We start from the raw sequence: 3,386 nt of genomic DNA, 5'->3' as shown, positions 1-3,386 counted from the left end.
TGGTGTGGTGTAAGTTATCGGCCTATTAGTACCGGTCAGCTTCACGGGTCTTTAGTCCCCGCTTCCACATCCGGCCTATCAACCCAGTGGTCTGGCTGGGGGCCTCTCACACACAAGGTGTATGGAAATCTCATCTCGAAGCGGGCTTCCCGCTTAGATGCTTTCAGCGGTTATCCCATCCGAACGTAGCTAATCAGCGGTGCACTTGGCAGTACAACTGACACACCAGAGGTTCGTCCGTCCCGGTCCTCTCGTACTAAGGACAGCCCTTCTCAAATTTCCTGCGCGCGCAGCGGATAGGGACCGAACTGTCTCACGACGTTCTAAACCCAGCTCGCGTACCGCTTTAATGGGCGAACAGCCCAACCCTTGGGACCTACTCCAGCCCCAGGATGCGACGAGCCGACATCGAGGTGCCAAACCATGCCGTCGATATGGACTCTTGGGCAAGATCAGCCTGTTATCCCCGAGGTACCTTTTATCCGTTGAGCGACGGCCATTCCACAATGTACCGCCGGATCACTAGTCCCGACTTTCGTCCCTGCTCGAGATGTCTCTCTCACAGTCAAGCTCCCTTGTGCACTTACACTCGACACCTGATTGCCAACCAGGCTGAGGGAACCTTTGGGCGCCTCCGTTACTCTTTAGGAGGCAACCGCCCCAGTTAAACTACCCATCAGGCACTGTCCCTGACCCGGATTACGGGCCGAAGTTAGATATCCAGTATGACCAGAGTGGTATTTCAACGATGACTCCACCCGAACTGGCGTCCGGGTCTCACAGTCTCCCACCTATCCTACACAAGCCACACCGAACACCAATACCAAACTATAGTAAAGGTCTCGGGGTCTTTCCGTCCTGCTGCGCGTAACGAGCATCTTTACTCGTACTGCAATTTCGCCGAGTTTATGGTTGAGACAGCGGGGAAGTCGTTACTCCATTCGTGCAGGTCGGAACTTACCCGACAAGGAATTTCGCTACCTTAGGATGGTTATAGTTACCACCGCCGTTTACTGGGGCTTAAATTCCCAGCTTCGCCCGTAAGGGCTAACCGGTCCTCTTAACCTTCCAGCACCGGGCAGGAGTCAGTCCGTATACATCGTCTTGCGACTTCGCACGGACCTGTGTTTTTAGTAAACAGTCGCTTCCCCCTGGTCTCTGCGGCCCCGATCCCCTCCGGACAGCAAGTGTCCATCAAGGTTGGGGCCCCCCTTCTCCCGAAGTTACGGGGGCATTTTGCCGAGTTCCTTAACCATAATTCTCTCGATCGCCTTAGTATTCTCTACCTGATCACCTGTGTCGGTTTGGGGTACGGGCGGCTGGAACCTCGCGCCGATGCTTTTCTAGGCAGCATAGGATCACCGGATCCCCCCGTGAGGGGGTCCCGTCGGATCTCAGGTTCGTCATCAAAGACACCGTGACGGATTTACCTATCACGGACCCTACGTCCTTAGACCAGGTCTACCATCGCCTGGCCCGGCTACCTTCCTGCGTCACACCTGTTAATACGCTTACCTCCCAGGATCAGGTCCCGTGCTCGGCCAAAACCCTCACACCACAAGGGTGATCGGGCAGGCTCCGGACGGTTAGTGTCCCCTGCTTGGTATGGGCGGTTCTTCGCCGGTACGGGAATATCAACCCGTTGTCCATCGACTACGCCTGTCGGCCTCGCCTTAGGTCCCGACTTACCCAGGGCAGATTAGCTTGACCCTGGAACCCTTGATCATTCGGCGGACGGGTTTCTCACCCGTCTTTCGCTACTCATGCCTGCATTCTCACTCGTGTAGGCTCCACCACTGGTTTACACCGCAGCTTCACTGCCCACACGACGCTCCCCTACCACTCCAGACGACTGAACCACGAAGGCTTATCTATATCTGAAATCCACAACTTCGGCGGTGTACTTGAGCCCCGCTACATTGTCGGCGCGGAATCACTTGACCAGTGAGCTATTACGCACTCTTTCAAGGGTGGCTGCTTCTAAGCCAACCTCCTGGTTGTCTGGGCAACTCCACATCCTTTCCCACTTAGCACACGCTTAGGGGCCTTAGTTGGTGGTCTGGGCTGTTTCCCTCTCGACTATGAAGCTTATCCCCCACAGTCTCACTGCTGCGCTCTCACTTACCGGCATTCGGAGTTTGGCTGACGTCAGTAACCTTGTAGGGCCCATTAGCCATCCAGTAGCTCTACCTCCGGTAAGAAACACGCAACGCTGCACCTAAATGCATTTCGGGGAGAACCAGCTATCACGGAGTTTGATTGGCCTTTCACCCCTACCCACAGCTCATCCCCTCCATTTTCAACTGAAGTGGGTTCGGTCCTCCACGACGTCTTACCGTCGCTTCAACCTGGCCATGGGTAGATCACTCCGCTTCGGGTCTAGATCACGCCACTGCATCGCCCTATTCAGACTCGCTTTCGCTACGGCTTCCCCTCACGGGTTAACCTCGCGACGTAACACTAACTCGCAGGCTCATTCTTCAAAAGGCACGCTGTCACAGCAATCAGAGCTGCTCCAACGGTTTGTAGGCACACGGTTTCAGGTACTATTTCACTCCCCTCCCGGGGTACTTTTCACCTTTCCCTCACGGTACTTGTCCGCTATCGGTCATCAGGGAGTATTTAGGCTTACCAGGTGGTCCTGGCAGATTCGCACGGGATTTCTCGGGCCCCGTGCTACTTGGGATCCTCTCCAAGCGGCAGCATGCATTCCGGTTACGGGGCTAACACCCTCTACGGCCCGGCTTTCAAACCGGTTCACCTATACATCTGCACTCACTTCACCGATCCGGCAGAATCGGTACGGAAAGTCCCGCAACCCCAGTGATGCAACGCCCGCCGGCTATCACACACCACTGGTTTAGCCTCTTCCGCGTTCGCTCGCCACTACTAACGGAATCACTGTTGTTTTCTCTTCCTGTGGGTACTGAGATGTTTCACTTCCCCACGTTCCCTCCACGCACCCTATGTGTTCAGATGCGGGTCACCCGGTCACTCGCGCGCCGGGCGGGGTTTCCCCATTCGGACATCCTGGGATCAAAGTTCGGTTATCAACTCCCCCAGGCTTATCGCAGATTCCTACGTCCTTCTTCGGCTCCTGATGCCAAGGCATCCACCGTGTGCCCTTAAAAACTTGACCACAAAGATCAATTTATTATCGCTATCGAGAAAACCACGGTCTCACCAGGCACCCTTGAGAGGCACCCGGATCTACCAGGTTTTTCTGAAATTGCACTTAATATTTTAAGATGCTCGCGTCCACTATGTAGTTCTCAAACAACAACCCCGTCACACCCATCCCCGCACCCGACCACCCCGCAAAGGGCTGTCAGCGACACGGTTCCGGCCTGCGCAGGAACAAACAGAAACAAACCAGTCAACCCGCA

Annotated in this window: 1 rRNA gene; it reads right to left on the bottom strand. The window is 55.3% G+C overall.

The window, feature by feature from the left end:
* Positions 1–4: 4 nt before the first annotated feature.
* Positions 5–3,139: ribosomal RNA gene (locus tag NNX34_RS15960) — 23S ribosomal RNA — on the bottom strand.
* Positions 3,140–3,386: the final 247 nt, after the last annotated feature.

It is taken from the genome of Arthrobacter sp. zg-Y1116 (assembly GCF_024385485.1).
Lineage (GTDB): Bacteria > Actinomycetota > Actinomycetes > Actinomycetales > Micrococcaceae > Arthrobacter_B.
The sequence above is the reverse complement of the archived record's forward strand: the minus strand, read 5'-3'. Positions and strand labels throughout refer to the sequence as shown.